Source organism: uncultured Friedmanniella sp., from assembly GCF_964244005.1.
In the GTDB taxonomy this organism is placed as follows: Bacteria; Actinomycetota; Actinomycetes; order Propionibacteriales; family Propionibacteriaceae; genus Microlunatus.
Window position 1 is genome coordinate 1 of record NZ_CAXTHG010000049.1, and the last position, 5,754, is coordinate 5,754.

At 71.6% G+C, this 5,754-nt stretch carries 7 protein-coding genes and 1 pseudogene; 6 read left to right on the top strand and 2 right to left on the bottom strand.

The genetic code is table 11. The features are described from left to right. The first annotated feature begins 131 nt into the window (after positions 1–131). From rpmG to treZ, 6 genes are read left to right on the top strand one after another with little or no spacing between them, the layout of a single operon-like run. Complete coding sequence (gene rpmG, locus ACFE76_RS19915; protein WP_375433530.1) at positions 132–299, top strand: 50S ribosomal protein L33; 168 nt, start codon at positions 132–134, stop codon at positions 297–299. A gap of 11 nt (positions 300–310) precedes the next feature. Then, a complete protein-coding gene (locus tag ACFE76_RS19920) occupies positions 311–1,096 on the top strand; it encodes a sirohydrochlorin chelatase (protein ID WP_375433531.1) in 786 nt (261 codons plus the stop codon). A gap of 10 nt (positions 1,097–1,106) precedes the next feature. Continuing rightward, on the top strand, positions 1,107–1,532 hold the full coding sequence (locus ACFE76_RS19925; protein ID WP_375433532.1) for a MaoC family dehydratase N-terminal domain-containing protein: 426 nt from the start codon (positions 1,107–1,109) through the stop codon (positions 1,530–1,532). Further along, complete coding sequence (locus ACFE76_RS19930; RefSeq protein WP_375433533.1) at positions 1,529–1,951, top strand: MaoC/PaaZ C-terminal domain-containing protein; 423 nt, start codon at positions 1,529–1,531, stop codon at positions 1,949–1,951. The genes ACFE76_RS19925 and ACFE76_RS19930 overlap by 4 nt, the downstream gene beginning before the upstream one ends. Beyond that, positions 1,944–2,999 (top strand): UDP-N-acetylmuramate dehydrogenase, encoded by a 1,056-nt coding sequence (locus tag ACFE76_RS19935; RefSeq protein ID WP_375433534.1) that lies wholly within the window; start codon positions 1,944–1,946, stop codon positions 2,997–2,999. Before ACFE76_RS19930 ends, ACFE76_RS19935 begins: the two co-directional genes overlap by 8 nt. Positions 3,000–3,027: 28 nt before the next feature. After that, positions 3,028–4,818, top strand: a complete 1,791-nt coding sequence (treZ, locus tag ACFE76_RS19940; protein ID WP_375433535.1) for a malto-oligosyltrehalose trehalohydrolase — start codon at positions 3,028–3,030, stop codon at positions 4,816–4,818. A gap of 196 nt (positions 4,819–5,014) precedes the next feature. On the opposite strand, the gene ACFE76_RS19945 is transcribed toward treZ, so the two are convergent. Further along, positions 5,015–5,455, bottom strand: a complete 441-nt coding sequence (locus tag ACFE76_RS19945; protein WP_375433544.1) for a hypothetical protein — start codon at positions 5,453–5,455, stop codon at positions 5,015–5,017. Between the two features lie 24 nt (positions 5,456–5,479). Further along, positions 5,480–5,749, bottom strand: a pseudogene (locus tag ACFE76_RS19950) (AMP-binding protein); the annotation flags it as partial. Positions 5,750–5,754: the final 5 nt, after the last annotated feature.

Consider the following 5,754-nt stretch of genomic DNA (forward strand, 5'->3'; position numbering starts at 1 on the left):
TAGAGCAAGCGGCTCATAATCGCTGTGTCGCGGGTTCGAGTCCCGCTCCCGCTACTCGCCCGCAGGGGCGACGCAAGGGTTCGGGCATCACCCAGTTGGTCCGAACACTCCAGAGAAACGAAGGTGTCGCCATGGCCAAGTCCTCCGACGTACGGCCGAAGATCACGCTCGCCTGCACCGTCTGCAAAGAGCGCAACTACATCACGAAGAAGAACCGGCGCAACGATCCCGACCGGATGGAGCTCAAGAAGTTCTGCCCGCGTTGCCACACCCACACCGCTCACCGCGAAACCCGCTGAGCACCTCCGCTGTGCCGGGTCCCCCTGCCACGCCGCAGGAATCCACCGTCGAGCCGTCCGCTGCTGCGGACGGCTCGTCGCATCCCCGGCCTCTCGACCCGCGGCCCGCGCTGGTGGGTCTGGCCCACGGCAGCCGGCACGCCGATGGGACCGCGTCCATCACCTCGCTGATGAGCGTCGCCGCGGCCGCCGGTGAGGTCGACGCCGAAGCCGCCTTCCTCGACCTGGCCGCACCGGACCTGATAACCGTCGCTTCTCGACTGGTCGCGGCCGGCCACCGCCGGGCGGTCGTCGTGCCGCTGCTGTTCACCGTGGCGTTCCACGCCACCGTCGACGTCCCCGAGGCGGTCGAGCAGGCGGTCGCGGAGACCGGGCTGGAACTGCTGGTCAGCGACATCCTCGGCACCGGTCCCGACGTGGAGGACCTGGTCCGCGCCAGCATGGCCGCGGCCGGCGTCGAGCCGACGACGTCGGTGCTGCTCTTCGCCGTCGGCTCGTCCAACCCCGCCGCCAACGACGCGGTGCACGATCTCGCGGCCCGGCTGTCCCACGCGCGGCCCGGAGCCGTCCGCGCGGCGTTCGGTACCACCGACCCGCGGGTCCCCGCCGTGCTGCGGGAGCTGGGCGAGCCGGTCGCCGTCGTCCCCCTGTTCTTGTCACCGGGGTTGCTGCTGGAGCCCATCCAGCGCCTGACCGCCGACCGCGGCTGGACGCTGGCGCCGCCCCTCGGCGACCTGGCCGCACCTTTGGTGCTGCGCCGCTACGACCGTGCCCGCCTGGGCGCCGAACTCCGTTAGCGTGACCGCCATGGGCATCACCGAGGCGCACACCGGGCGTCGCTACCCCCCGACGGCCCCGTACGAGGTGCCAACCGCCAAGATCGCCGAGTTCGCGGCGGCGCTCGGGGACGACCACCCGCGCTACGCCGGCGACGACGCGGTCGCGCCGCCCACCTTCGTCGCCGTGATCGCCGCGACCGCCTGGCAGGCGATGTTCGAGGACCCCGAGCTCGGTCTGGCGCTGCCGCGGATCGTGCACGGGGACCAGCGGTTCACCATCACCCGGCTGCTGCGCGCCGGCGACCGGGTGACCGCCGGGCTGGTCATCGACCGCGTCCGCAGCCGCGGCCCGGCCGACATCATCACCGCCTCCGTCGAGGTCCGCAGCCTCAGCGACGAGCTGGTCGCCACCGCGACCGCCACCTTCTTCCACAGCCGCGAGGTCGCGGCGTGACCGAGCAGACCCCCCACGCCGAGCTCGGCACCGTGCTGCCGCCGTTGACGCTGCGGTTCACCCGTACCGACCTGGTCCGCTACGCCGGTGCCTCCGGCGACTTCAACCCCATCCACCACTCCGAACACTTCGCCGCCCAGGTCGGGCTGCCGGGGGTCGTCGCGCACGGCCTGCTCACCATGGGCGCGGCGCTACGGGTGGTCACCGACTGGGTGGGCGATCCCAGCCGGGTGCGCTCCTACAGCGTCCGCTTCACCAAGCCGGTCGTCGTCCCCGACGACGCGACCGGGGCCGAGGTGCTGGTCACCGCGAAAGTGTCAGCGGTCGACGGCACCATCGTCACCGTGAGCATCGACGCGGCCTGTGACGGCCAGAAGGTCCTCGGCGCAGCCCGGGCGGAGGTCGACCTCGGTGCCTGAGCTGCAGGTGCACGCCGCTCAGGACACCATCCGGCTGGCTGACCTCACCACGCTGCGGGTCGGCGGTCCCGCGCGCCGACTGGTGGCGCCGACGACCGAGGCCGAGCTCGTCGCCTGCGTCCGCGACCTCGACGCGGCCGGTGAACCGGTCCTGGTGCTGGGCGGTGGGTCGAACGTGCTGGTCGGCGACGACGGCTTCGCCGGCACGGTCGTCCAGGTCGCGACGCGGGGCATCGCCGAGGACGTGGCGTCCTGCTCGGGTGCCGTCCTCGAGGTCGCGGCCGGCGAGCCGTGGGAAGAGCTCGTCGGGCACACCCTCGACCGCGAGTACAGCGGGCTGGAGACCCTGGCCGGGATCCCCGGTCTCGTCGGCGGCACGCCGATCCAGAACGTGGGGGCGTACGGCACCGAGGTCGGCCAGCTGATCAGCACCGTCCGCACCCTCGACCGGCAGACCGGGGCGATCCGGACCTTCTTCGCCATCGAGTGCCAGTTCGGGTACCGGACCTCGCGTTTCAAGGCGGAGCCGGGGCGGTATCTCGTCCTCTCTGTGACCTTCCAGCTGCGGCTCGGCTTCCTGTCGGGCCCGATCCGCTACCCCGAGCTCGCGCGCGTCCTCGGCGTCGAGCTCGGCAGCCGCGCCCCGGCCCGTGAGGTCGCCGCCGCGGTCCTGGCGCTGCGCCGGGGCAAGGGCATGGTGCTCGACGACGCCGATCCCGACACCTGGAGCGCCGGTTCCTTCTTCACCAACCCGTTGCTCGACCCGGCGGCCGCCGCCGCGTTGCCGGCGGACGCGCCGCGCTTCGCCCAGGCCGACGGCCGGGTCAAGACGAGCGCGGCCTGGTTGATCGAGCGCTCCGGCTTCGGTCGGGGCTACGGCGACGGCGCCGCGCGGGTCTCGACCAAGCACGTGCTCGCCCTCACCAACCGCGGGGGCGCCAGCGCGGCCGACCTCCTCGACCTCGCCCGGCGCATCCGCGCCGGCGTGCAGCAGTCCTTCGGCATCATCTTGGTGTGCGAACCAGTTCTCGTGGGGTGCGCCCTGTGACCCCCGCGACCACGCCTTCGGGAGCAACGTGACCAGCAGCAAGACCGCCTTCAGCTTCGCCGTCTGGGCCCCGATCCCGGAGTCGGTGGAGCTCGTCGTGCGGCCCGCCGGGACCGACGGGGTCGAGACCCGGGTGCCGATGCAGCGCGACGAGGAAGGGTGGTGGCGCCCGACCGCGCCGCTGCCGGGCGATGGCGTGGGGGAGTTCGACTACGGCTACCGGCTCGACGGCGCGGACGCCGTGCTGCCCGACCCGCGCTCGCAGCGCCAGCCTGAGGGCGTGCACGGCTGGTCCCGCACGTACGACGCGAACGCCTACCCCTGGACCGACGACCGCTGGACCGGCCGGCAGCTCGCCGGCGGCGTCATCTACGAGATGCACGTCGGCACCTTCACCCCCGAGGGCACGCTGGCCGCGGCCATCACCAAGCTCGACCACCTGGTCGCCCTGGGGATCGGCTTCGTCGAGCTGATGCCGGTCAACGACTTCAACGGCGTGCACAACTGGGGCTACGACGGGGCCCTCTGGTACACCGTGCACGAGGCGTACGGCGGTCCGGAGGGCTACCAGCGCTTCGTCGACGCCTGCCACCAGCGCGGCCTCGCCGTGATTCAGGACGTCGTCTACAACCACCTCGGTCCGAGCGGCAACTACCTGCCCCGCTACGGCCCGTACCTCAACGCGGCCGGGGCCAACAGCTGGGGCGAGTCGCCGAACCTCGACGGCGAGGACTCCGACGAGGTGCGCCGCTACATCATCGACAACGTGCTGATGTGGCTGCGCGACTTCCACGTCGACGGGCTGCGGCTGGACGCCGTGCACGCCCTCGCGGACACCCGGGCCATGCACATCCTGGAGGAGATGGCCGTCGAGGTCTCCGCCCTCAGCGCGTTCGTCGGCCGACCGCTGCCGCTGATCGCCGAGTCCGACCTGAACGACCCCCGGCTGATCACGGCGCGCGAGGGTGGCGGCTACGGGCTGACCGCCCAGTGGAGCGACGACTTCCACCACGCGCTCTACGTCAGCCTGACCGGCGACACCACCGGCTACTACGCCGACTTCGACTCCCTCGCCGCGCTGGGCAAGGTGTTCGAGAACGGCTTCTTCCACGACGGGACCAAGTCGAGCTTTCGGCACCGGTCGCACGGCCAGCCGATCGACATCCTGCGGACCCCGACCTGGCGGCTGGTGGTCTGCTCGGACAACCACGACCAGATCGGCAACCGGGCGACCGGTGAGCGGCTGTCGACCAAGATCGACTCCGACCAGCTCGGCATCGCCGCGATGCTCACCCTGCTCAGCCCGTTCACGCCGATGATCTTCATGGGCGAGGAGTGGGGCGCCTCGACCCCGTGGCAGTTCTTCACCTCCCACCCCGAGCCGGAGCTCGGCGAGGCCGTTGCCCGAGGTCGGCTCGAGGAGTTCGCCCAGATGGAGTGGGGCGCGGTCGACGTGCCCAACCCGCAGGACCCCGAGACCTTCACCCGGTCCAAGCTCGACTGGTCCGAGCCCCAGTCGGGTCGGCACGCCGAGCTGCTCGCGCTGACCACCGAGCTGCTGAAGGTCCGGCACCGCTATCCCGACCTGACCGACCCGCGCTTCGACCACGGCCAGGCGACCTCTGACGACGACGCCGGCTGGCTGCTGATCGAACGCGGGGAGGTCGTCATCGCGGCCAACTTCAGCGACACCTCGAGCGAGATCGCGCTCTCCGGTCCGGTCGAAGCCATCATCACCGTCGGCGACGCCAGCGTCGACGGCGACCGCCTCAAGCTCGCCGGCCACTCCGCCATCACCGCCGTCCTGACCACCCCCTGACCCGGCGAGGACAGGCGGGCTTGGCTCCCGCGGCGGAGCCTGCCCGGTCACTTCACAGGCGCACGGGCGACTTTGCTGGACCGCCCGCACGTGTGACGTCGCCCGACAGCGTGTGAAGTGACCGGACAGGGGGGTCCCATGCGGCGAGCTCGCGCCGGGCGGGCGGGGCGGGGCGGGCGGGGCGACCGAGGACGCGTCAGGCGTCGAACGTGATCTCGCGCTTCAAGATCTTGCCGGTGGGTCCCTTGGGCAGGATGCCGAAGCGGATGACGCGGGGGTACTTGTACGCCGCGATCTGGTTGGCGACGAAGTCGCGCAGCTCCTCGGCGGTGGCCGTAGCGTCGCGCTTCAGGGTGACCAGAGCGGCGATCTCCTCACCGTGCACCGGGTCGGGGATGCCGAAGACGGCGGCTTCGGCCACGGCCGGATGGGCGTAGAGGACCTCTTCCACTTCACGTGGATAGACGTTGAAGCCGTTGCGGATGATCATGTCCTTCACCCGGTCGACGATGAAGTAGTAGCCGTCGGCGTCGCGGGTGGCGAGGTCGCCGGTGTGGAACCAGCCGCCGCGCATCGCCTCGGCGGTGGCCTCCGGGGCGTCCCAGTAGCCCTTCATCACGTTCTCGCCGCGGATCACGATCTCACCGATCTCACCATCGGCGACCTCGGCCTCGTCGCTGTCGAGCAGCGCGAACTCGACTCCGCGGATCGGGGTGCCGACCGACCCGGGCTTCGTCGGCCGGTCCGGATGGTTGAACGAGGCGACCGGTGAGGTCTCCGACAGCCCGTAACCCTCGAGCAGGCCGAAGCCGAACGTCCGCTCGACGCCGCGGAGCACCTCCACCGGCAGCGAGGCCCCGCCGGAGGCGCCGATCCTGACGGTGCTGGTGTCGAAGCGCCGCCTCGCGTCCGGCACGGCGAGCAGCGCCATGTACA